General features: G+C 63.2%; 22 protein-coding genes and 1 pseudogene. 9 read left to right on the plus strand and 14 right to left on the minus strand.

Annotated features, from left to right (window positions below):
* Window positions 1–227 precede the first annotated feature (227 nt).
* Entirely contained in the window at window positions 228–2,336 is a 2,109-nt protein-coding gene (locus tag ACPRTJ_RS16360) for a molybdopterin oxidoreductase family protein (RefSeq protein ID WP_116052171.1), read from the plus strand.
* A 92-nt stretch (window positions 2,337–2,428) separates the two neighbouring features.
* Window positions 2,429–2,764: a Grx4 family monothiol glutaredoxin gene (grxD, locus tag ACPRTJ_RS16365; RefSeq protein ID WP_038999109.1), complete on the plus strand. Its 336-nt coding sequence runs from the start codon at window positions 2,429–2,431 to the stop codon at window positions 2,762–2,764.
* 140 nt (window positions 2,765–2,904) lie between these two features.
* Here grxD and bfr read toward each other — a convergent pair whose 3' ends face one another.
* Window positions 2,905–3,375 (minus strand): bacterioferritin, encoded by a 471-nt coding sequence (gene bfr / locus ACPRTJ_RS16370; RefSeq protein WP_043861977.1) that lies wholly within the window; start codon window positions 3,373–3,375, stop codon window positions 2,905–2,907.
* 201 nt (window positions 3,376–3,576) lie between these two features.
* A complete protein-coding gene (locus tag ACPRTJ_RS16375; protein ID WP_043861976.1) occupies window positions 3,577–3,795 on the minus strand; it encodes a bacterioferritin-associated ferredoxin in 219 nt (72 codons plus the stop codon).
* Between the two features lie 236 nt (window positions 3,796–4,031).
* Here ACPRTJ_RS16375 and ACPRTJ_RS16380 point away from each other — a divergent pair, with 236 nt between their 5' ends.
* Window positions 4,032–4,634 carry a peroxiredoxin gene (locus ACPRTJ_RS16380; RefSeq protein ID WP_043861975.1) on the plus strand — a complete coding sequence of 201 codons (603 nt, stop codon included), beginning with the start codon at window positions 4,032–4,034 and terminating at the stop codon, window positions 4,632–4,634.
* A gap of 110 nt (window positions 4,635–4,744) precedes the next feature.
* Here ACPRTJ_RS16380 and rnt read toward each other — a convergent pair whose 3' ends face one another.
* Both rnt and pyrC read right to left on the minus strand, forming a co-directional pair.
* Complete coding sequence (gene rnt / locus ACPRTJ_RS16385; RefSeq protein WP_173925077.1) at window positions 4,745–5,356, minus strand: ribonuclease T; 612 nt, start codon at window positions 5,354–5,356, stop codon at window positions 4,745–4,747.
* Window positions 5,357–5,409: 53 nt separating this feature from the next.
* Window positions 5,410–6,456, minus strand: a complete 1,047-nt coding sequence (gene pyrC, locus ACPRTJ_RS16390; RefSeq protein ID WP_043861973.1) for a dihydroorotase — start codon at window positions 6,454–6,456, stop codon at window positions 5,410–5,412.
* 131 nt (window positions 6,457–6,587) lie between these two features.
* Between pyrC and ACPRTJ_RS16395 the strand changes: the two genes are divergently transcribed.
* On the plus strand, window positions 6,588–7,556 hold the full coding sequence (locus tag ACPRTJ_RS16395; protein WP_116052170.1) for an OmpA family protein: 969 nt from the start codon (window positions 6,588–6,590) through the stop codon (window positions 7,554–7,556).
* A 134-nt stretch (window positions 7,557–7,690) separates the two neighbouring features.
* Window positions 7,691–8,908 (plus strand): argininosuccinate synthase, encoded by a 1,218-nt coding sequence (locus tag ACPRTJ_RS16400; protein WP_043861971.1) that lies wholly within the window; start codon window positions 7,691–7,693, stop codon window positions 8,906–8,908.
* Window positions 8,909–8,959: 51 nt separating this feature from the next.
* Here the strand turns inward: ACPRTJ_RS16400 and ACPRTJ_RS16405 are convergent, their stop codons facing one another.
* A complete protein-coding gene (locus tag ACPRTJ_RS16405; protein ID WP_302099647.1) occupies window positions 8,960–9,487 on the minus strand; it encodes a hypothetical protein in 528 nt (175 codons plus the stop codon).
* 467 nt (window positions 9,488–9,954) lie between these two features.
* Between ACPRTJ_RS16405 and ACPRTJ_RS16410 the strand changes: the two genes are divergently transcribed.
* Window positions 9,955–10,581, plus strand: coding sequence for a response regulator transcription factor (locus ACPRTJ_RS16410; RefSeq protein ID WP_043861969.1), 627 nt, complete (start codon window positions 9,955–9,957; stop codon window positions 10,579–10,581).
* Between the two features lie 75 nt (window positions 10,582–10,656).
* Here the strand turns inward: ACPRTJ_RS16410 and ACPRTJ_RS16415 are convergent, their stop codons facing one another.
* The 8 genes and pseudogenes from ACPRTJ_RS16415 to metG form a co-directional block, all read right to left on the minus strand.
* Window positions 10,657–10,836 carry a PA3496 family putative envelope integrity protein gene (locus tag ACPRTJ_RS16415; RefSeq protein ID WP_043861968.1) on the minus strand — a complete coding sequence of 60 codons (180 nt, stop codon included), beginning with the start codon at window positions 10,834–10,836 and terminating at the stop codon, window positions 10,657–10,659.
* Between the two features lie 104 nt (window positions 10,837–10,940).
* Complete coding sequence (gene nth, locus ACPRTJ_RS16420; RefSeq protein ID WP_043861967.1) at window positions 10,941–11,579, minus strand: endonuclease III; 639 nt, start codon at window positions 11,577–11,579, stop codon at window positions 10,941–10,943.
* Window positions 11,580–11,583: 4 nt separating this feature from the next.
* On the minus strand, window positions 11,584–12,105 hold the full coding sequence (locus tag ACPRTJ_RS16425) for an Rnf-Nqr domain containing protein (RefSeq protein WP_116052169.1): 522 nt from the start codon (window positions 12,103–12,105) through the stop codon (window positions 11,584–11,586).
* Window positions 12,098–12,712 carry an RnfABCDGE type electron transport complex subunit G gene (locus ACPRTJ_RS16430; RefSeq protein WP_116052168.1) on the minus strand — a complete coding sequence of 205 codons (615 nt, stop codon included), beginning with the start codon at window positions 12,710–12,712 and terminating at the stop codon, window positions 12,098–12,100. The genes ACPRTJ_RS16425 and ACPRTJ_RS16430 overlap by 8 nt, the downstream gene beginning before the upstream one ends.
* Window positions 12,709–13,692 carry an RnfABCDGE type electron transport complex subunit D gene (locus ACPRTJ_RS16435; RefSeq protein ID WP_116052167.1) on the minus strand — a complete coding sequence of 328 codons (984 nt, stop codon included), beginning with the start codon at window positions 13,690–13,692 and terminating at the stop codon, window positions 12,709–12,711. The genes ACPRTJ_RS16430 and ACPRTJ_RS16435 overlap by 4 nt, the downstream gene beginning before the upstream one ends.
* A 16-nt stretch (window positions 13,693–13,708) precedes the next feature.
* A pseudogene (locus ACPRTJ_RS16440) lies at window positions 13,709–14,524 on the minus strand (RnfABCDGE type electron transport complex subunit B); the annotation flags it as partial.
* Window positions 14,521–15,096 carry an Rnf-Nqr domain containing protein gene (locus tag ACPRTJ_RS16445; RefSeq protein WP_043861962.1) on the minus strand — a complete coding sequence of 192 codons (576 nt, stop codon included), beginning with the start codon at window positions 15,094–15,096 and terminating at the stop codon, window positions 14,521–14,523. The gene ACPRTJ_RS16445 and the pseudogene ACPRTJ_RS16440, both read right to left, overlap by 4 nt.
* Window positions 15,097–15,187: 91 nt before the next feature.
* Complete coding sequence (gene metG, locus ACPRTJ_RS16450) at window positions 15,188–17,227, minus strand: methionine--tRNA ligase (RefSeq protein ID WP_426427122.1); 2,040 nt, start codon at window positions 17,225–17,227, stop codon at window positions 15,188–15,190.
* Between the two features lie 151 nt (window positions 17,228–17,378).
* Here metG and apbC point away from each other — a divergent pair, with 151 nt between their 5' ends.
* Window positions 17,379–18,473: an iron-sulfur cluster carrier protein ApbC gene (gene apbC / locus ACPRTJ_RS16455; RefSeq protein ID WP_058540969.1), complete on the plus strand. Its 1,095-nt coding sequence runs from the start codon at window positions 17,379–17,381 to the stop codon at window positions 18,471–18,473.
* A 180-nt stretch (window positions 18,474–18,653) separates the two neighbouring features.
* Here apbC and ACPRTJ_RS16460 read toward each other — a convergent pair whose 3' ends face one another.
* Complete coding sequence (locus ACPRTJ_RS16460) at window positions 18,654–18,863, minus strand: cold-shock protein (protein WP_008365925.1); 210 nt, start codon at window positions 18,861–18,863, stop codon at window positions 18,654–18,656.
* 350 nt (window positions 18,864–19,213) lie between these two features.
* Here ACPRTJ_RS16460 and dcd point away from each other — a divergent pair, with 350 nt between their 5' ends.
* Both dcd and ACPRTJ_RS16470 read left to right on the plus strand, forming a co-directional pair.
* Window positions 19,214–19,780, plus strand: coding sequence for a dCTP deaminase (gene dcd / locus ACPRTJ_RS16465; RefSeq protein WP_028943496.1), 567 nt, complete (start codon window positions 19,214–19,216; stop codon window positions 19,778–19,780).
* A gap of 100 nt (window positions 19,781–19,880) precedes the next feature.
* Window positions 19,881–20,108 (plus strand): hypothetical protein, encoded by a 228-nt coding sequence (locus ACPRTJ_RS16470; protein WP_043861959.1) that lies wholly within the window; start codon window positions 19,881–19,883, stop codon window positions 20,106–20,108.
* Window positions 20,109–20,110 lie beyond the last annotated feature (2 nt).

The following is a 20,110-nucleotide window of genomic DNA, read 5'->3' on the forward strand; positions in this document are numbered from 1 at the left end:
TTGCCGAATGTGTTGCAAGCCGTTGGGTGACGCTTTTTATTGGGCCGGACAGGCTTTGTACACTGCCCGCCGAGGCCTTTGCAACGCATGCGCGGTACAGGTGCCAGCGCGCCGCGACCATCGCCTTGCCTGATGCCGGGCGATTCACGCCACGAACGTCACTGGCGAGGGGGGCGGGGCAGGGCCATAGTCGAGGTCGCTAATCAGACCCACAACAAGAGGCGGCCATGAGCAAAAGCGTGCATCACCGTGCCTGTCATCTGTGCGAAGCCATCTGCGGCCTGACCCTGGAAGTGGCCCATGAGCCTGGGCAGGCGCCGCGCATCACGTCGATCAAGGGCGATGCGCTGGACACCTTCAGCCGTGGCCATATCTGTCCCAAGGCCGTTGCGTTGCAGGACATCCAGAACGATCCGGACCGCCTGCGTACTCCCATGCGCCGCATCGGCGAGCAATGGCAGGCCATCGGCTGGGACGAGGCGTTCGCGCTGGCCGCCCGGAAGCTCTGGGCCCTTCAGCAGCGCCATGGTCAGAACGCGGTGGCGGTGTACCAGGGCAACCCCAGCGTGCACAACTACGGCCTGATGACCCACAGCAACTATTTCCTGGGCCTGCTCAAGACGCGCAACCGCTTTTCCGCGACCTCGGTCGACCAGTTGCCGCAGCACCTGACCAGCTACCTGATGTATGGCCATGGCCTGCTGTTGCCGATTGCGGACATCGACCATACCGACTTCATGCTGATTCTGGGCGGCAACCCCTTGGCTTCCAACGGCAGCATCATGACCGTGCCCGATGTCGAAAAGCGCCTCAAGGCCCTGCAGGCACGGGGCGGCAAGCTGGTGGTGGTCGACCCGCGGCGCAGCGAGACCGCGGCCATGGCCGACCAACACCTGTTCGTGCGCCCAGGCGCTGATGCGGCGCTGCTGTGCGGGCTGCTCAACACCCTGTTCGAGGAAGGCCTGAGCCGTACTACGCACCTGCCGGTGGCCGGGCTGGACGCGGTGCGCGAGGCAATCGCGCCGTTCACAGCCGAAGCCATGGGCCCGCGCTGTGGTATCGAGGCCGCGCAGATCCGCCAGTTGGCCCGCGACTTCGCCGCCGCCGACAAGGCCGTGTGCTATGGGCGCATGGGCATCTCGACCCAGGCTTTCGGCACCCTGTGCCATTGGCTGGTGCAGATGATCAACCTGGTCAGTGGCAATCTGGATCGGGTCGGCGGCGCCTTGTGCACCCAGCCGGCAGTGGACCTGGTGGCCAGTACCAGCGGCGGGCATTTCAACGCCTGGCAGAGCCGTGTGTCGGGCCTGCCCGAGTACGCAGGCGAGCTGCCGGTGGCGGCACTGGCCGAAGAGATGCTGTGCGAGGGCGAAGGGCAGGTGCGCGCACTCGTCACCGTGGCCGGCAACCCGGTGCTCTCCACGCCCAATGGACGGCAGCTGGAGCAGGCGCTGCAAGGGCTGGAGTTCATGCTCAGCATCGACCTGTACATCAACGAGACCACGCGCCATGCCGACCTGATCCTGCCGTCCACCTCGGCGCTGGAGAACGATCACTACGACACCACCTTCAACCTGCTGGCGGTGCGCAACGTCAGCCGCTTCAACCGGGCGATCCTGCCCAAGCCCGAAGGCGCGCTGCACGACTGGGAGATTTTCGTCGGCCTGGCCAAGGCCTTCGCGGCACTGGCCGACAAGCCGCTCAAACCGACCCTGACACCCGCGCAGATGATCGACCTGGGCTTGCGCGGCGGGCCCCATGGCCAGGGCAGCGTGTTCGACCTGTCGCTGCACACCCTCGAGCGCTATCCCCACGGTATCGACCTGGGGCCGTTGCAGCCCAACCTCGGTGCGCGGCTGAAAACTGCCAGCCAGTGTGTCGAGGCCGCGCCCGCGGTGATCCTGGCCGACCTTCAGCGCTTCGCCGCGCAAGCTTTGCCTCACGCCACGCAACTGGTGCTGATCGGGCGTCGGCATGTGCGCAGCAACAACTCTTGGATGCACAACTACCATCGCCTGGTGAAGGGCAAGCCGCGCCACCAGCTGCTGATGCATCCCGACGACCTGGCCGGCCGGCAGTTGCAGGACGGCCAGCGGGTGCGTGTCAGCTCGCGCGTGGGCAGCATCGAGGTGGAGGTGCTCGCCAGCACCGATATGATGCCCGGCGTGGTCAGCCTGCCACACGGCTTCGGCCATGGGCGACCAGGCATGCGCCTGGGCATCGCTCAGGCGCAAGCAGGGGCCAGTGCCAACGATCTAACCGACGAGCGTCAGCGCGACGCGGTATCGGGCAATGCGGCGCTCAACGGGGTGGTGGTAGAGGTGGTTGCGGCCTGATATCGGCAAGGCCGAGCGTCACGCTCGGCTTTCCGATACAATGCGTCACCGTGCCGACAACCAGGTCGGAAAGTTCAGCCGCGAGGTGCTTCATGGATATTATCGAAACAATCAAAGAGCAGATTGCCAACAACACCATTCTGCTTTACATGAAAGGCTCGCCGAATGCCCCGCAGTGCGGCTTTTCGGCCAAGGCGGCGCAAGCCGTGATGGGTTGTGGCGAGAAGTTCGCTTACGTGGATATCCTGCAGAACCCGGAAATCCGCGCCAACCTGCCCAAGTACGCCAACTGGCCGACCTTCCCGCAACTGTGGGTGGGCGGTGAGCTGGTCGGCGGCAGCGATATCATGGCCGAGATGTTTGCCAACGGCGAGCTGCAGACCCTGATCAAGGACGCCGCTGCCAAGGCCGAGGCTGCCAAGGCCTGAATCCGGTTTTGCACTGAAGAGCCCCGCATCTGCGGGGCTTTTTTGTGCCTGCCTGGGCCCGGTGGCCGGCAAGGCCGGTTACCCCAGGCGAAAAAAAGCCCCGCACAGGCGGGGCTTTGGTTGCAGCCGGTTGGGCGTGATTACTCGCCCATCTGCGACTGCAGGTAGTTTTCCAGGCTGACCTTGTCGATCAGGCTCAACTGGGTTTCCAGCCAGTCAATATGCTCTTCCTCGGCCTCGAGGATGTCTTCGAGCAGTTCGCGGCTGCCGAAGTCGCCCACGGTCTCGCAATGCGCAATCGCCGCCTTCAGGTCGATCAGGCCTTTCTGCTCCAGGCGCAGGTCGCACTCGAGCATTTCCTTGGTGTGTTCGCCAATCAGCAGCTTGCCCAGGTCCTGGACGTTGGGAATACCTTCGAGAAACAGGATGCGCTTGATCAGTTTGTCAGCGTGTTTCATCTCGTCGATGGATTCTTTGTATTCGTGCTTGCCGAGCTTTTCCAGACCCCAGTCTTCGTACATGCGCGCATGCAGGAAGTATTGGTTGATTGCGACCAGCTCGTTTCCGAGGATCTTGTTGAGATGCTGGATGACGCTAACGTCGCCTTTCATGATGGGGTCCTGCCCTGCGTAAGTGTGTCGATAAGCACGAGTCTGAGCCCGACAACTTCCAGTGTCAAACCTAAGTTATTGAATAATAAATGAAAATTAATCGGAATAAGAATGTTTGTGTTCCGCGTTTTAAGCCTAACTACTTGAATTGCAGGCATAAAAAAACCGGACACGAGGTCCGGTTCTTCAAATTCGCTGTTTTCAGGCTGCGGTAAATTCTACCGGATAAGGCAGGGCGGCCTGGCTGACCTGCAGTTTGGTCAGGGTTTCACGTACCACTTCCTTGGCCAGGCAGGCACATTTGCCGCACTGGGTGCCCACGTTGGTGGCGGCACGGACTTCCTTGTAGCTGCAGCATCCTTCGTAAATCGCATCGCGGATCTGTCCGTCGGTAACACCAACACAAAGACACACATACATAAGGGAGACCATCGCTGGTAAAGGCTTGATGTCGGGGAGCTTAATGCTAATGAGAATGCTTGTCAAAGTACCTTGTGCAGAGGCCCGTTCCAGAGCGACCGGCGGTCAGTCTGGCAGTGGGCTGGCATTCGCTCGGCGCACGGCGTCGGTCGGTGTATGATGGGCAGTTCTTGTGTCATGCCAGCGGACCTGCGGGTCGGCTGCGCAAACCATTCAATACCATCAGGAGATATCGAATGAGCGTGCTCGTAGGCAAAAACGCCCCGGACTTCACCGTACCTGCAGTACTGGGCAACGGCGAGATCGTCGACAGCTTCAACCTGGCTTCGGCTATCAAGGGCAAGTACGGCCTGGTGTTCTTCTACCCACTGGACTTCACCTTCGTCTGCCCGTCCGAGCTGATCGCCCTGGATCACCGCATGGACGACTTCAAGGCGCGCAACGTTGAAGTGATCGCCGTTTCGATCGACTCGCACTTCACCCACAACGCCTGGCGCAACACCCCGATCAACGCCGGCGGTATCGGCCCGGTCAAATACATCATGGCTGCCGACCTCAAGCACGAAATCGCCCAGGCCTACGACGTCGAGTCCGAAGGCGGCGTGGCCTTCCGTGGCGCGTTCCTGATCGACGACAAGGGTGTTGTCCGTTCGCAGATCGTCAACGACCTGCCGCTGGGCCGCAACATGGAAGAGCTGATCCGTCTGGTCGACGCGCTGCAATTCCACGAAGAGCACGGCGAAGTCTGCCCTGCCAACTGGAAAAAAGGCGACAAGGGCATGACCGCTTCGCCAGAAGGCGTTGCTGCCTACCTGAGCGAGAATGCTGGCAAGCTGTAAGCGCCACGCATGAAAAAACCGGCCCTGGTGGCCGGTTTTTTTATGCCTGTTCGCCAGCAAGGCTGGATCCTGCGTCGCGTAGCGTCTGCAGGCGCCGGCCGGCGAAGCGGTCAGTCGCGAAAGTCCTGCCAGCCGCCCATTTCCTTCCAGCGATTGACGATGCCGCAGAACAGCTCGGCCGTCTTCTCGGTGTCGTAGCGCGCCGAGTGTGCCTCCCGCCCGTCAAAGTCGATGTCGGCACTCTGGCAGGCCCGCGCCAGCACGGTCTGACCATAGGCCAGGCCAGCCAGGGTGGCGGTGTCGAAGCTGGAGAACGGGTGGAAGGGGTTGCGCTTCATGTCGTGGCGCGCCACGGCCGCGTTGAGGAAGCCCAGGTCGAAACTGCTGTTGTGCCCCACCAGGATCGCGCGCTTGCAGCCATTGGCCTTGAGGGCCTTGCGCACGCCGCGGAAGATGTCGGTCAGCGCCGACTCTTCGCTGACCGCCATGCGCAGCGGGTGATCGAGCTTGATGCCGGTGAAGTCCAGGGCCGCCTGTTCGATATTGGCGCCCTCGAAGGGTTCGACGCGGAAGAAATAGGTGTGCTCCGGGAACAGGAAGCCCTTTTCGTCCATGCCGATGGTGACTGCGGCTATTTCCAGCAGTGCATCGGTGGCGCAGTTGAAACCACCGGTTTCAACATCCACCACCACCGGCAGGTAGCCGCGAAAGCGCTCTGCCATCGGATGGCGCGAACCGCCGCCTTGACCTTCCTGGTCGTCTTCGTAATCGTCGCTCACACAGTCTCCTCCAGCAGGCGCCAGCGCAGTTGCTCACCGGCGCGCAGCGGGATGACAGTCTGCTCGCCGAACGGCAGGCTGCCTGGGGCGGTCCAGCTTTCGCGGACCAGGGTAATGTGGTCGGTGTTCGCCGGCAGGCCGTAGAACGCCGGGCCATGCAGGCTGGCGAAACCTTCCAGCTTGTCCAGCGCGTTGCGCTGTTCGAACGCCTCGGCATACAGCTCGATGGCGGCGAACGCGGTGTAGCAGCCGGCACAGCCGCAGGCGGCTTCCTTGGCATGCTGGGCGTGGGGCGCCGAATCGGTGCCGAGGAAGAACTTGCTGCTGCCGCTGGTGGCTGCGTCGAGCAGAGCCACCTGGTGGGTGTTGCGCTTGAGGATCGGCAGGCAGTAGAAGTGCGGGCGAATACCGCCCACCAGCATGTGGTTGCGGTTGTACAGCAGGTGCTGGGCGGTGATGGTCGCGCCGACGTTGGCCGGGGCCTCGTTGACGAACTGCACGGCTTCGGCAGTGGTGATGTGCTCGAACACCACTTTGAGCGTGGGGAAGCGTTCGACCACACGGCGCAGATGCTCGTCGATGAACAGCTTCTCGCGATCGAACACGTCGATCTCGGGGCGGGTCACTTCGCCGTGCACCAGAAGCGGCATGCCCACCTCGGCCATGGCTTCGAGCACCGGGAAAATCTTGTCGACGCTGGTCACGCCGGAGTCCGAGTTGGTGGTCGCGCCGGCCGGGTACATCTTGGCGGCATGCACGAATCCGCTGGCCTTGGCCGCGCGAATGTCCTCGGGCTGGGTGCGGTCGGTGAGGTACAGCACCATCAGCGGTTCGAAGCGGCTGCCGGCAGGGCGGGCGGCCAGGATGCGCTGGCGATAGGCGTCGGCTTCGGCAGTGTTGCGTACCGGCGGTACCAGGTTGGGCATGATGATGGCGCGGGCAAAGGTGCGCGCCACGTCGCCGACGGTATGGGGCAATACAGCGCCATCGCGAAGATGGATGTGCCAGTCGTCGGGACGCAGGAGGGTCAGGCGGTCGGACATTGGGGATTCCAGGCGGTTCGAACTCCCGGTGAATGCTACCGGAAAAGCCCGATCCGAGCACTCGCTATCAAGTTTTGCGCAGGGCGTCCGATAGCTTGCAGGTATGCCGTAAGAAATTTGTGGAGCCGCCCGTGCGCCAACGTTACCTAGCCCTGCTCAGTATGTTTGCCAGCCTGCCGGCCGTGGCACTCACCTTCCAGACTCGCGTGGAGAACGTCGAGTGGAAGGTCGAGGGCGATCAGTTCGAATGCCGGCTGATCCAGCCGATCGCCGATTTCGGCAGCGGCGAGTTCGTGCGCCGCGCGGGCGAGCAGGCCACCTTCCAGCTGCGCTCCACCAGCAATGTGCTGGGCGCCGGCTCCGCGACCCTGCTGGCCGCCGCCGCACCGTGGCAGCCCGGGCGTGGCGACATCAACCTGGGCGCGGTGCGCATGGCGCGCAGCGGCGTGCTGTTCAACAGCTCCCAGGGCCAGGCCAGCCGGCTCATCAATGGCCTGCTGGACGGGCGCAGCACCGTGGTGCGCAACTACACCGGCGAAGCCGGGCGCAGCATGGAAGTGCGCGTGCTGCCGGTGAAGTTCAACCGTGCCTACGGTGACTACCAGGCCTGTGCGGCCAAGCTGCTGCCGATGAACTATGACCAGGTGCGCCAGGCGCGCGTGGGCTTTCCGGGCGGCGGTATCGATCTGGATGCCGATGCACGTGCCCGCCTGGACGTGATCATCGACTTCCTCAAGGCCGACCCCACGGTCAACCACATCGAGCTCGATGGCCACTCCGACAACAGCGGCAACCGCCTGACCAACCGCGACCTCTCGCGTCGCCGCGCCCTGGCGGTGCAGGACTACCTCAAGGCCCATGGCATCCCCGAAGAGCAGATCACCGTGCGCTTTCATGGCGAGCGCTATCCGCTGGCGGCCAATACCAATGCCGCCAATCGGGCACGCAACCGCCGGGTGAACATCCAGCTCGACCGCGTCACCCCGGTCGAGAAGCCCGCAGAGGTTGCCCCGCACAAGCCTTCCGAACCGGCAGCGACCCCGCCTGCGCCGGCACCCACGCAGACGCCGGCCGCCCAGGCAGGCAAACCCGCCGCCTGATTCGACGGTGCGACCGCCGGTCGCGCCGACGACAATTTCTGTCGCTTTGTCGTCACAAGCTGTCGCCCCACTGTAAATTCTGCGGTAAGGCCGGTAGAATCACCGGCTTTCCGTACAACCCGTGGAGTGATGGCATGGCGGACGTAAAAAAGGTCGTACTGGCGTATTCCGGCGGCCTTGATACTTCGGTGATTCTCAAGTGGCTGCAAGATACCTACAACTGTGAAGTGGTGACGTTCACCGCCGATCTGGGGCAGGGCGAGGAGGTCGAACCGGCCCGCGCCAAGGCTCAGGCCATGGGTGTCAAAGAGATCTACATCGATGACCTGCGAGAAGAATTCGTCCGCGATTTCGTGTTCCCGATGTTCCGCGCCAACACCGTCTACGAAGGCGAGTACCTGCTGGGTACTTCCATCGCACGTCCGCTGATCGCCAAGCGTCTGATCGAGATCGCCAACGAAACCGGCGCCGACGCCATTTCCCATGGCGCCACCGGCAAGGGCAACGACCAGGTGCGTTTCGAGCTGGGTGCCTACGCGCTCAAGCCAGGCGTCAAGGTCATCGCCCCATGGCGCGAGTGGGACCTGCTCTCGCGCGAGAAGCTGATGGACTACGCCGAGAAGCACGGTATCCCGATTGAGCGTCACGGCAAGAAGAAGTCGCCGTACTCGATGGACGCCAACCTGCTGCACATCTCCTACGAGGGCGGCGTGCTGGAGGATACCTGGACCGAGCACGAAGAAGACATGTGGCGCTGGACCAAGTCGCCAGAAAACGCCCCTGACGTTCCGACCTACCTGGAACTGACCTACCGCAACGGCGACGTCGTGGCGCTGGACGGCGTCGAGATGACTCCAGCCACCGTCCTGGCCACCCTGAACCGCATCGGCGGCGAGAACGGCATCGGTCGCCTGGACATCGTCGAGAACCGCTATGTGGGCATGAAGTCCCGTGGCTGCTACGAAACCCCGGGCGGCACCATCATGCTGCGCGCGCACCGTGCGATCGAGTCCATCACCCTGGACCGCGAAGTGGCTCACCTCAAGGATGAGCTGATGGCCAAGTACGCCAGCCTGATCTACACCGGCTACTGGTGGAGCCCTGAGCGTCTGATGCTGCAACAGATGATCGATGCTTCGCAGTTGAACGTGAACGGTGTGGTTCGCCTGAAGCTGTACAAGGGCAACGTGATCGTCACCGGTCGCAAGTCTGACGATTCGCTGTTCGATGCCAACATCGCCACCTTCGAAGAAGACGGCGGCGCCTACAACCAGGCCGACGCGGCGGGCTTCATCAAGCTCAACGCACTGCGCCTGCGCATTGCCGCGAACAAGGGCCGCTCACTGGTGTGAGGGGCGCTTGAACGAAAGGAACCCGGCCTGAGGCCGGGTTTTTTTATGCCTTCATTGCGGTGGCTCGGCGCCCAGGGCATGGGTGGTCAGTGTGGTCTGCGTGCCGGTTTCAAGGTTGTGGATGACCAGCGTGCCCAGCCTGGGCTGTTGCGTGATGGCCTGAGTGACAAGGTATTCGATCAGCGATGTGCTGTGTGCACCGGAAATGACGATGGTCGAGATAGCGGGTGCCATGGCGTCGCAACCCAGGGGTGGGGCTTGTGTGGTCAATTGTGCAAAGGCAGAACGGGCAGGCGGCAGGTGACTTTCACGTTGTTCTGAAGTTGACCAGTCTTTGGGTTCATCCTGAACTTCAGGCGTGTCCTCGTTGTACTCCGGGCAATACAGCGTCTTGCTGTTGAAGTTGAGCGTCAGGAAAAACAGGATTGTCAGAAAGGGTGGAAAGCCCACCAGAAACCACGTGTAGATACCCTGGCTGTCTTCGCCAAGAAAGGGCAGTGAGGCCAACGCAGAGGCTTCGATGATACCCGCGAAAATAGCAATGATCGTCAGTGGGCTTTTCGGTTCGACGTTGCTCATGTACGTGCCTGCTGCTCGGCGTGAGCGCTGTTTCGTGGGCGCAAGGGTCAGGGTTCGCATTGTTTTTGGAACCACTATGCGGCCTGGGTACTTCGGTGTTCAGGGGGTTATGGATCGTCCTCAGGAAATACTTCGGTGCAACTTCGACGCGATAAAACGCCGTGACAGGATTGATACCCGGGTTAGTCAAATATCACGGATATTTCCTGCGTGCGGGCGAGCGTTGTCATATGGAACGTGGCGAGAGTGCGGTGTTAGTGTTTGTTCGCACTGCATGCACGCCTCGAACGACGCAATGATTGTTTCTGCTTAACGCCTGCTATCAGGAAGTTTTGTAGGAATAATCTTCTATTTAGGTAGGTCTGGTCTTGTCGTGCAACTGTCAAGGAAGCTGCAATGCACTATGCCGGTTGACTAGGCTATTGTGCGGGCTCAAAAAATCGAACAGCGAAAATTGGATTTTGCCCATGAATAAAGTGCTGATCGTGGATGATCATCCGGTCATTCGCCTGGCTGTACGCATGCTGATGGAGCGGCATGGCTATGAAGTTGTCGCAGAGACCGACAACGGAGTGGACGCGCTGCAGCTGGTCAAGAAACACCTGCCCGATATCGTGATACTGGATATCGGCATGCCCAAGCTCGATGGGCTGGAGGTCATCGCAAGGTTGACCTCCAATGACGTGAACATAAAGGTACTGGTGCTGACCTCACAGGCACCTGGGCATTTTTCGATGCGGTGCATGCAGGCGGGCGCCGCGGGTTATGTCTGCAAGCAGCAGGACCTTACCGAGCTGCTCAGCGCCATCAAGGCGGTCCTCTCCGGTTACAGCTACTTCCCCAACCAGGCCCTGCACTCGGTGCGTTCGAACCTTGGCGGTTCCAGCGAAGCGGATATGGTCGAACGTCTGTCGGGGCGGGAGATGATGGTGCTGCAGCAACTGGCACGCGGCAAGACCAACAAGGAGATTGCCGACGGCATGTTTCTGAGCAACAAGACGGTGAGTACCTACAAGACGCGCCTGTTGCTCAAGCTCAATGCGCGCTCCCTGGTGGACCTTATCGAACTGGCCCAGCGTAACGGCCTGGTGTGAACCAGACCTTGCCAGGGCGACTGCCTGGCCCCTGCATGCGCTAGAGACGGCCCGCCCGCGACCTGAAGTGGGCCGTCAAAGATCGAAGTCGTAATCGGCCAACTGCTTTTGCAGGCGGCGTTCTTCCAGCATGTTGTCGATGGTGCGACGCTTGCTGAGGTTGGTCTTCGCCGTTTCGGGCGGGCTTTCCGTTTCCTGTTCGTCTGCCGTGTCCGGCTCGACGTCGATATCCAGCTCTTCGTTATCGGTGCTCATAAGTCACTCCATGCCAAGAGGGCTATTGGCGCACCTTATAGCGATATTTTCAGAGCCGGTAAAAAAGATTTTTTCAATCGTGCGCAACCGATTCAACTATTTGTTCAATCGTCGGAGGTTTTTTGCGGGTACTCGCAAAGGTCCTCGATACGGCAGCTTCCACAGCGTGGCTTGCGCGCCTGGCATACATAGCGCCCATGCAGTATCAGCCAGTGGTGCGCATCCAGCAGATAGTCCTTGGGCACAAACTTCATCAATGCCTTTTCCACCTCCAGCACCGTCTTGCCGGGGGCGATACGGGTGCGGTTGCTGACCCGGAAGATATGCGTGTCCACCGCCATGGTCGGCTGGCGAAATGCGGTGTTGAGCACCACGTTGGCCGTCTTTCTGCCCACCCCGGGCAACGCTTCGAGGGCTTCGCGGGTTTGCGGCACTTCGCCGCCGTGGCGCTCGATCAGCAGGCGACAGGTTTCGATGACGTTCTTGGCCTTGCTGTTGTACAGGCCGATGGTCTTGATGTAGCTGGACAACCCTTCAACGCCCAGGTCGTAGATGGCCTGGGGCGTGTTGGCCACCGGGTACAGGCGTGCAGTGGCCTTGTTGACCCCCACGTCGGTGGATTGCGCCGAGAGGATGACCGCGATCAGCAGTTCGAAGGGGGTGGTGTAGGCCAGCTCGGTCTTCGGGTCCGGGTTGTCTTCGTGCAGCCTGCGAAAGATTTCCAGGCGTTTGGCAGCATTCATGGGCTCAGAGGCTTCCTTGACGGCTAGAGGGGGCCGGCTTGCGCCGCACCCGGTTGAAAATGGCCAGTAGCAGGCCCAGCAGGATCAGTGCGCCCGGGGTCAGTTGGGCCAGGCGCAGCCCGGCAGAGCCCAGCAGTTCGCGGCACAGGCCCAGCAGCAGGTGCACTGTACACAAGCCGATGACCACCAGCAGGCCTTGCGCGACGCCGCGATGGCGCTCGAAGCACTGTTCCAGCAGCACGCATTGCAGTGCGATCAGCGCCGGGTAGATGCCCAGTTGCGCGTGAACCTCCAGGGCCCAGGCGCGCAGGCTCAGCTCCAGGCAGGTCACCAACATCGCCGCCAGCAGCACGCTGACCAGCGTGGTCTGCAGCCCTTGCAGCAGCGGGCGCAAGGGCGTCATGCACAACCGGTGCAGGCACAGGCTCAACAGGCTGAACAACGCCAGCGCTGCGGCCTGGGCCAGGGTCTGGCTGGCGCCCAGCATCGGGGCCAGGCTGAGGATGAGCAGGCTGCGGCTATTCATGTTCACCGGTACCCAGCAGATAGAGGGAGTGTTCGTCGAAGTAGCGCAGGGCATCGTGCACCGCCTGGATCACTGCGCGGGAGGTCACGCTGGCGCCGGCCAGCTGGTCGAACTGGCCGGCATCGCGCTTGAGGGCCCAGGCCGGATCGGGGGTGTCCGCCAGCGTGCGGCCCTCGAACCCGCGTAGCCAGGTGTTGCCCGGTTCACTCAACTTGCCGCCAAGCCCTGGCGTTTCCTGGTGCTGCAGCACCCGGGTGGCCAGCAGGCGGCCGTGGCTGTCGATGGCGATCAGCAGGTCCAGTGGCCCCGCATAGCCCTGAACCCGGCTGTGCAGCACCACGGCGCTGGGCTGGCCGAGCAGGGTCGCGCGGTAGCCGGCCAGCAGGGTGCTATGGGCCAGGGTCGGTGCGGGCAGTGCGAGGGGGCGTTGCAGCGGCTGGTTGTCGTAGCGCTCTGCCGGCAGCACGCTCAGCAGGCTCCTGGCCTTGAGCTGCAGTTCAGCCTGGCTGATACGCGCGGCGTTCAACTGCGCCCAGCCAATGGCGCAGCCGATGGCCAGGCACGCCACGGCCGCCACCAGCAGCACTGCACGCGCCCGGGGGGTCATGCCGGCTGCCCTTGGCGCCGCGCGGCCCAGCGTTCGAGCGCCGGCACGCACAGGTTCATCAGCAGCACGGCGAACGCACTGCCGTCGGGGTAGCTACCCCAGGTACGGATCAGATAGACCAGCACGCCCACCCCGGCGCCGAACAGCAGGCGTGCGCTGGCCGCCCTGGGGCCGCTGACCGGTTCGGTGACGATGAAGAACGCGACGAACAGGCTGGAGCCGGCCAGCAGGTGAAACAGCGGCGAGCCATTGGAGTCGGAGCCCGAGCCGTTCCAGCCCAGCAGGCTCATGATGAACAGGCTGCCCAGCATGGCCACCGGGGCATGCCAGCTGAACACCTTGCGCTGCAGCAACAACAGGCCACCGGCCAGGAAGGCCAGGGCGACCCACTCGCTGCCCGCGCCGGCGAACCGGCCGAAGGCCGGGTGCTGGCCGAACAGTTCGTCGATGGTCAGGCTCTGGTTGTGGCGCACCACATCCAGCACCGTCGCCTGGGCCCAGGCGTCGGGTCGGACGGCCAAGCCGAACACCGCTTCGAGGCTGGTGCCCAGGTCCAGCGGTTGCGGCCCGGGCCACTGGGTCATCTGGGCCGGAAAGCTGACCAGGGCCACGGCATAGCCGAGCATGGTCGGGTTGAACGGATTCTTGCCAAGCCCGCCGTACACATGCTTGCCCAGGGCCAGGGCGCTTGCGCTGGCAATCACCGGCACCCACCAGGCGAGGTAGGCGGGCAGGGCGATGGCCAGCAGCGTGGCGCTGACCAGGGCGCTGCCATCGCCCAGTGCAGCACGCACCGGGCGGCGCTGGGCGCGCAGCAACACCGCTTCGGTCGCCAGCGCCGCGGTGGTGGTCAGCAGCAGGTTGAGCAGGGTGCCCCAACCGTGCAGCCAGGTCAGTGCCAGCAAGCCGGGCAGGCACGCCAGCAGCACCAGGCGCAGGCTGGCGCGCAGGCGTTCGCCCGGGTCAGGCGCGGGCAGCATCGCTTACCGCCAGCAGTGATTCCAGGTGAGCCTGGGCCTGTTGCTGCGCTTGCTGCAGGTCAGCCAGTTGCGCTTGCTGCGCCGGGCTTGGCGAGTCGCCAAAGGCTGTGCGCGCCTTGGTCAGCTGGGCGCGACTCATGGCCGCGGCAATCTTGGCCTTTTTCAGCGCCGCATCGGCGGCTGCAGCCTTTTGCGCCTGCACCCGCGCAATCGCGGCCTTGATCGGGTCGTCGGCCGGCACCGCAGCCGCCGCGTTCGGGGCGGGCCGCTGGCTGCGCGCGATGCGTTCGGCCTGCTTGCGCGCCTCTTCGCGTTGCAGGCGCTGGGCACGCTGCTCGAAGCGGTGGCGTGCATGGCTGCGCCGGGCGGCGCGGGCGAGCTGCTGTGGCCGGGTGTGCGCCAGGCCGCCGACGATCGGCACGATAGGGCTGTCGGCAGGCAGTGGCAGCAGGTCGATGCAGTCGACCGGGCAAGGCGCCACGCACAGGTCGCAGCCGGTGCATTCGGCGCTGATGACTGTGTGCATCAGCTTGGCGGCGCCGACGATGGCGTCCACCGGGCAGGCCTGGATGCATTTGGTGCAACCGATACATTCGGCCTCGCGAATGAAGGCGACCTGGGCGGGCGCACTGCCGCGGTCGGTATCCAGGGCAATCACCGGCACCTGCAGCAGTGCTGCCAGTGCGGCAATGGTCTCGCTGCCGCCGGGTGGGCACTTGTTGATCGCCTCGCCCGCCGCCAGCCCCTGGGCGTAAGGCTGGCAGCCGGCATGACCGCACTTGCCGCATTGGGTCTGGGGCAGCAGGGCGTCGATGCGTTGAATCAGGCTCATGAGGTGAACAGTCCGTTGAAACCGAGAAAGGCCAGGGCCATGATCCCTGCGCCGATCAGCTCGATGGGCAGGCCGCGCAAGGCCACGGGGGCCGCGTCGCTGCGTTGGCGCAGGTCGTCGAACAGGCACAGCGCCAGCCAGAAGCCCAGGCCGCCGCCCAGGCTCAGGGCCAGGGTGGCGAACGGGTCGAGCGTGGCATCGCTGGCTTGCAGGGCAAGGCCCAGGACGGCGGCATTGCCCAGCAGCAAGGGTTTGAGGCCGGTGAACGGCCAGTGTGGCAGTTGGCGTTGCAACCGGTTCAGCACCGGCGCTGCCAGCAGAACGCACAGCGGCAGGAACACGAACAGGCGCAGGTACTCCAGTTGCAGCGGGCGCAACCCGTAGCGGTAAAGCAACTGCCCCGGTACGACCGCCAGCACCATCAGCACCAGCGTCGCCAACCCCAGTGCGTGCACCCGGCGACGTGACGCCGGCTCGACGGGCTGCAGCAGCGGGTCGAGCGCGAGGGCCTGGTGCAACACGAGGTTGTTGACCAGCGCAGCGCTGATAAGGGTAAGGAGCAATTCGGTCATGGGCGCGCCACAGGCAAGAGGCTGTGCGCCATTATCCGGCAATCACGGTGCAATGAGAACGCCCCGGCCGGTCAGGGTCGGGGCGTGGCACTTACTTGATGCGCTGACCCGGCTTGGCGCCGCTGTCAGGGCTGAGCAGGTAGATCTCCTCGCCGCCAGGGCCTGCGGCCATGACCATCCCCTCGCTCACGCCAAAGCGCATTTTGCGTGGCTTGAGGTTGGCGATCATCATGGTCAGACGACCTTCCAGCTTGCTCGGGTCCGGGTAGGCGGACTTGATGCCGGAGAACACGTTGCGCTGCTCGTCACCGATGTCCAGGGTCAGTCGCAGCAGCTTGTCGGCCCCTTCCACGGCTTCGGCCTTGAGAATCAGCGCTACCCGCAGGTCGACGGCGGAAAAGGTGTCGAAGTCGATCTCGGCCGACAGCGGGTCCTTGGTCAGTTCGCCGTTGCCGGTGACCACGCTGGTCTGGCTGGCGGCCAGGTCCTGCTTGGAAGCGTCGACCATGGCTTGCACCTTGACCGGGTCGATGCGGGTCATCAATGCCTTGAACGGGTTCAGCTGGTGGTTCTCGAGACGGCTCTGGTGGTCGTTCCAGGTCAGCGGCGCGACGTTCAGGAACGCCTCGGCATCGCTGGCCAGTTGCGGCAGCACCGGCTTGAGGAAGATCACCAGCTGGCGGAACAGGTTGATGCCCTGGGCGCACACTGCCTGCACTTCGTCCTGCTTGCCTTCCTGCTTGGCCAGCGACCACGGGGCCTTGTCGGCGATCCAGGCGTTGGCGCGGTCGGCCAGGCCCATGATTTCGCGCATCGCACGGGCGAAGTCGCGGCCTTCGTAGGCGTCGGCGATACCCGGTGCCGCAGCCAGGAAGGCCTCGGTCAGCTCCGGTGCGGCGTCGCCGGCCACCATCACGCCGCCGTTGCCCTTGTGGATGAACCCTGCGCAGCGGCTGGCGATGTTGACCACCTTGCCGATCAGGTCCGAGTTGACCTTCTGCACGAAGTCTTCCAGGTTCAGGTCCAGGTCATCCACGCCACGGCCCAGCTTGGCCGCGTAGTAGTAGCGCAGGTATTCCGGCGACAGGTGGTCGAGGTAGGTGCGCGCCTTGATGAAGGTGCCACGGGACTTGGACATTTTCTGGCCGTTGACCGTCAGGTAGCCGTGCACGTTGATTGCGGTCGGCTTGCGGTAGCCGGCGCCTTCGAGCATGGCCGGCCAGAACAGCGCGTGGAAGTTGACGATGTCCTTGCCGATGAAGTGGTACAGCTCGGCGCTGGAGTCTTTTTTCCAGTAGGCGTCGAAGTCCAGTTCCGGCGTGCGGTCGCACAGGTTCTTGAAGCTGGCCATGTAGCCGATCGGCGCGTCCAGCCACACATAGAAGTACTTGCCCGGCTCGCCCGGGATCTCGAAGCCGAAGTACGGCGCATCACGGGAGATGTCCCATTCCTGCAGGCCGGAATCCAGCCATTCGGCCAACTTGTTGGCCACGGCGTCCTGCAGTGTGCCGCTGCGGGTCCACTGCTGCAGCATGGCCTGGAAGTCGGGCAGCTTGAAGAAGAAGTGCTGGGAGTCCCTGAGCACCGGGGTGGCGCCGGAGATCGCCGACTTGGGGTTCTTCAGTTCGGTCGGCGCGTAGGTGGCGCCGCATTTTTCGCAGTTGTCGCCATACTGGTCGTCGGCCGCGCATTTGGGGCAGGTGCCCTTGATGAAGCGGTCGGCCAGGAACATCTGCTTGTCGGGGTCGAAATACTGGGTGACCGAGCGCGTGGCGATATGCCCGGCGTCACGCAGTTTCAGGTAGATCTGGCTCGACAGCTCGCGGTTTTCGTCGGCGTGGGTCGAATGGTAGTTGTCGAACTCCACCAGAAAGTCGGCAAAGTCGCCGCAGTGCTCGGCCTGCACGTTCGCGATCAGTTGCTCGGGGGTAATGCCTTCTTTCTCGGCGCGCAGCATGATCGCCGAACCGTGCGCGTCGTCGGCGCACACGTAGGTGCACTGGTTGCCGCGGTACTTCTGGAAGCGCACCCACATGTCTGTCTGAACGTACTCGAGCATGTGGCCAAGGTGGATCGACCCGTTGGCATAGGGCAGGGCGCTGGTGACGAGAATCTGGCGTGGCTCGGACATGGGGGCTCGGCTACTTTCGGCTACAGGGTATGAACGGTGATCGGCCACTATAAAACGATGGGAAATATATTTCACCCCATGGACGTATCTGCCGTTGTTTCACGGGTTAGCATAGCGACCTGTTTCATTCAGTCTTTTATCGGGAGTCTCCATGAGCGCCGTCACTCGCGCAGCGGTTGAAACCGTCCTTCGCCAATACACCGACCCTTACCTGAACCAGGACCCGGTCAGCGCCGGGTGTGTGCGCAGCATCGATATCCAGGGCGACCGGGTCAGCGTGGCCCTGGAGCTGGGCTATGCCGCCGGCCTGTTCAAGAACGGCTGGGCCCAGGTGCTGCAGACCGCCGTCGAGGGGATCGAGGGCGTGGCCTCGGCGCAGGTCGAGATCACCTGTGTGATCGCCGCGCACAAGGCCCAGGCGCAGATTCCGGGCCTGGCCAACGTCAAGAACATCGTGGCCGTGGCCTCGGGCAAGGGCGGTGTGGGCAAGTCCACCACCGCCGCCAACCTGGCCCTGGCCCTGGCCCGTGAAGGGGCGCGGGTGGGTATCCTGGATGCCGACATCTATGGCCCCAGCCAGGGCGTGATGTTCGGTATCGCCGAAGGGACCCGGCCGCAGATCCGCGACCAGAAGTGGTTCGTGCCGTTGCGTGCGCATGGCGTGGAAGTCATGTCGATGGCGTTTCTTACCGACGACAACACGCCGATGGTATGGCGTGGCCCGATGGTCTCCGGTGCGTTGCTGCAACTGGTGACCCAGACCGCCTGGGACAACCTCGACTACCTGGTGATCGACATGCCGCCGGGCACCGGCGACATCCAGCTGACCCTGGCGCAGAAGGTGCCGGTGGCCGGTTCGGTGATCGTGACCACGCCGCAGGACCTTGCGCTGCTGGACGCGAAAAAGGGTGTGGAGATGTTCCGCAAGGTGAATATCCCGGTGCTGGGCGTGGTCGAGAACATGGCCGTGCATATCTGCTCGAACTGCGGGCATGCCGAGCACCTGTTCGGTGAAGGTGGTGGCGAGAAGCTGGCGGCGCAGTACGGTGTGGAGCTGCTGGCTTCGCTGCCCCTGTCGATGCTGATTCGCGAGCAGGCCGACAGCGGCAAGCCGACTGCGATTGCCGAGCCTGAGAGCCAGATTGCCATGGTGTACCAGGAACTGGCACGGCAGGTGGGCGCGCGCATCGTGCTGCAGGAAGCGGCGGCACCGGCGATGCCCAATATCACCATCAGCGAAGACTGAGTCGACACCCTCGCCTGTGTAGGAGCCGGCGTTGCCGGCGAAGGGCCCACTGCATCACCAGGCAGGTACTGCGGTGTTGCCTTCGCCGGCAACGCCGGCTCCTACGGGCAGCCCCACCGGCAAGGCAAAAAAAAGCCCCGCCGGTGAGGGCAGGGCTTTTTTCAAGCAGTGAAGCGCAAGTTAGATAACTTGTACTTCTTCAGCTTGCATGCCTTTCTGGCCGCGGGTAGCGACGAAAGAGACCTGCTGGCCTTCTTTCAGGCTTTTGAAGCCGTCAGCTTGAATGGCTTTGAAGTGTACGAACAGGTCGTCACCGGATTGTGGGGTGATGAAGCCGAAGCCTTTTTCATCGTTGAACCACTTAACGGTACCGGTTTGGCGATTGGACATGGTCTGTCTCCTTGGACAAAGTTAATTACGGCTCAGGAAACGCCCTGGCCGAGACTGAGTGCAAAGAGGCAGAAAATTCATGAAGATGGGTTGATCGAGATCTTGCATCAGGTAGAGATTCTCAGTGACACGTGCAGCACAGTGGCGTCACCATAACCCTTTTTCCAGAACGTGCCAATGGTCTTGTTCAGCTTTCGTGCAATTCAAGACTGACGGCGCCGCGATACCCCGCGCAGGCCCCGTATGACGCGGATCTTGCCGCCAACACCGCACGGAACTTTGAACCCGGCGCCGGGCCCGGTAAGATGCCCCACAGAATTTCTTCACCACGCTATTTCAGGACACCCGCCATGAGCATCAAATCGGACAAGTGGATTCGCCGCATGGCGCAGGAACACGGCATGATCGAGCCCTTCGTCGAGCGTCAGGTACGCGGCGAAAGCGACAACCGGCTGATCTCCTTCGGCGTTTCCAGCTACGGCTACGACGTGCGCTGCGCCGACGAGTTCAAGGTGTTCACCAACATCAATTCGGCCACCGTCGATCCGAAAAACTTCGACGCCGGCAGCTTCGTCGACGTCAAGAGCGACGTGTGCATCATCCCGCCCAACTCCTTCGCCCTGGCGCGCACCGTCGAGTACTTCCGCATCCCGCGCAACGTGCTGACCATCTGCCTGGGCAAGAGCACCTATGCCCGTTGCGGCATCATCGTCAACGTCACCCCGCTCGAGCCGGAGTGGGAAGGCCACGTGACCCTGGAGTTCTCCAACACCACCACCCTGCCGGCCAAGATCTACGCCAACGAAGGCGTGGCGCAGATGCTGTTCCTGGAGTCCGACGAAGAGTGCGAAGTGTCCTATAAGGACCGCGGCGGCAAGTACCAGGGCCAGCGCGGTGTGACCCTGCCGCGCACCTGAGCCGACGAAGCGAGGGAATTACTCGCCGGCAAGGCACTCCAAGCAGATGAACCGTCCCGGCACGCCAGGAGGCGTGTCGGACTTCGCTCAGGAGCCGCCTATGAAACTCGACCCCTCAATCAGCGCCAAACTTGCCGTGCTGCAGCCCAATCAGATCGGGCTGGTGGCCTGGTCATTGCTTGCGCAGCCGCCACTGATGCAGGCCGGTGGCGTCCCCGGCCAGCCTGGCCCGGACACCCCGTCGCCGGCGCAGCCAGGCGATAACCCGCCGATGGAACCGGGTGAACCCACACTCCCTGATGAACCGCCACCGGCACCGGTTGCCTGAGC

This window comes from Pseudomonas palmensis (assembly GCF_049942755.1).
GTDB lineage: Bacteria > Pseudomonadota > Gammaproteobacteria > Pseudomonadales > Pseudomonadaceae > Aquipseudomonas > Aquipseudomonas palmensis.

What these genes read in the sequence shown, in the direction of transcription:
- ACPRTJ_RS16360 (WP_116052171.1), top strand. Translation starts at nt 228, where the DNA reads ATGAGCAAAAGCGTGCATCACCGTGCCTGTCATCTGTGCGAAGCCATC.
- grxD (WP_038999109.1), top strand. Translation starts at nt 2,429, where the DNA reads ATGGATATTATCGAAACAATCAAAGAGCAGATTGCCAACAACACCATT.
- bfr (WP_043861977.1), bottom strand. Translation starts at nt 3,375, where the DNA reads ATGAAAGGCGACGTTAGCGTCATCCAGCATCTCAACAAGATCCTCGGA.
- ACPRTJ_RS16375 (WP_043861976.1), bottom strand. Translation starts at nt 3,795, where the DNA reads ATGTATGTGTGTCTTTGTGTTGGTGTTACCGACGGACAGATCCGCGAT.
- ACPRTJ_RS16380 (WP_043861975.1), top strand. Translation starts at nt 4,032, where the DNA reads ATGAGCGTGCTCGTAGGCAAAAACGCCCCGGACTTCACCGTACCTGCA.
- rnt (WP_173925077.1), bottom strand. Translation starts at nt 5,356, where the DNA reads ATGGCAGAGCGCTTTCGCGGCTACCTGCCGGTGGTGGTGGATGTTGAA.
- pyrC (WP_043861973.1), bottom strand. Translation starts at nt 6,456, where the DNA reads ATGTCCGACCGCCTGACCCTCCTGCGTCCCGACGACTGGCACATCCAT.
- ACPRTJ_RS16400 (WP_043861971.1), top strand. Translation starts at nt 7,691, where the DNA reads ATGGCGGACGTAAAAAAGGTCGTACTGGCGTATTCCGGCGGCCTTGAT.
- ACPRTJ_RS16405 (WP_302099647.1), bottom strand. Translation starts at nt 9,487, where the DNA reads ATGAGCAACGTCGAACCGAAAAGCCCACTGACGATCATTGCTATTTTC.
- ACPRTJ_RS16410 (WP_043861969.1), top strand. Translation starts at nt 9,955, where the DNA reads ATGAATAAAGTGCTGATCGTGGATGATCATCCGGTCATTCGCCTGGCT.
- ACPRTJ_RS16415 (WP_043861968.1), bottom strand. Translation starts at nt 10,836, where the DNA reads ATGAGCACCGATAACGAAGAGCTGGATATCGACGTCGAGCCGGACACG.
- nth (WP_043861967.1), bottom strand. Translation starts at nt 11,579, where the DNA reads ATGAATGCTGCCAAACGCCTGGAAATCTTTCGCAGGCTGCACGAAGAC.
- ACPRTJ_RS16425 (WP_116052169.1), bottom strand. Translation starts at nt 12,105, where the DNA reads ATGAATAGCCGCAGCCTGCTCATCCTCAGCCTGGCCCCGATGCTGGGC.
- ACPRTJ_RS16430 (WP_116052168.1), bottom strand. Translation starts at nt 12,712, where the DNA reads ATGACCCCCCGGGCGCGTGCAGTGCTGCTGGTGGCGGCCGTGGCGTGC.
- ACPRTJ_RS16435 (WP_116052167.1), bottom strand. Translation starts at nt 13,692, where the DNA reads ATGCTGCCCGCGCCTGACCCGGGCGAACGCCTGCGCGCCAGCCTGCGC.
- ACPRTJ_RS16445 (WP_043861962.1), bottom strand. Translation starts at nt 15,096, where the DNA reads ATGACCGAATTGCTCCTTACCCTTATCAGCGCTGCGCTGGTCAACAAC.
- metG (WP_426427122.1), bottom strand. Translation starts at nt 17,227, where the DNA reads ATGTCCGAGCCACGCCAGATTCTCGTCACCAGCGCCCTGCCCTATGCC.
- apbC (WP_058540969.1), top strand. Translation starts at nt 17,379, where the DNA reads ATGAGCGCCGTCACTCGCGCAGCGGTTGAAACCGTCCTTCGCCAATAC.
- ACPRTJ_RS16460 (WP_008365925.1), bottom strand. Translation starts at nt 18,863, where the DNA reads ATGTCCAATCGCCAAACCGGTACCGTTAAGTGGTTCAACGATGAAAAA.
- dcd (WP_028943496.1), top strand. Translation starts at nt 19,214, where the DNA reads ATGAGCATCAAATCGGACAAGTGGATTCGCCGCATGGCGCAGGAACAC.
- ACPRTJ_RS16470 (WP_043861959.1), top strand. Translation starts at nt 19,881, where the DNA reads ATGAAACTCGACCCCTCAATCAGCGCCAAACTTGCCGTGCTGCAGCCC.